Below are 472 nucleotides of genomic sequence, written 5' to 3'. Positions count from 1 at the left end.
GGCGGAATGATCGGGCTGTTTTGCTTCGTTCTTTCCGCCCTGGCCTCGCCATTCAAGTCGAAGTTGCGGCTTGAAGCCGAGAACGCGGTGCTTCGACATCAGTTGATGGTCTTGAGGCGTAGGCTGCATGGTCGCGTCCGGCTCACGAACCATGATCGCTGGTTCTTTATCCAGCTGTATCGCTGGTTTCCATCAATCCTGAAAGTTCTTACCATCATCCGGCCCGAGACGCTCGTGCGGTGGCATCGTGCCGGCTTTCCCTGCTACTGGCGCTGGAACTCGTGCGCACGGGGAGGGCGACCGAAGATCGACACGGAGCTCCGCGCGTTGATCCGGCGGATGAGCGGCGACAATCCGCTCTGGGGCGCACCACGTATTCACGGTGAACTGCTCACGCTCGGGTTTCAAGTCGCACAGTCAAGTGTCGCGAAGTACATGGTCAAGCGGCGTGGGCCGCCACATCAGGGATGGC

At 60.2% G+C, this 472-nt stretch carries 1 protein-coding gene; it reads left to right on the top strand.

The window, feature by feature from the left end; all coding sequences use genetic code 11:
* Positions 1-472, top strand: a 472-nt coding sequence (locus tag AC5ZG1_RS44305; RefSeq protein WP_496136556.1) for a hypothetical protein, incomplete at both ends; no start/stop codon positions are given.

The sequence above is a fragment of the Bradyrhizobium sp. Leo78 genome (assembly GCF_059512425.1).
This window is presented reverse-complemented; position numbering and strand designations above follow the sequence as displayed.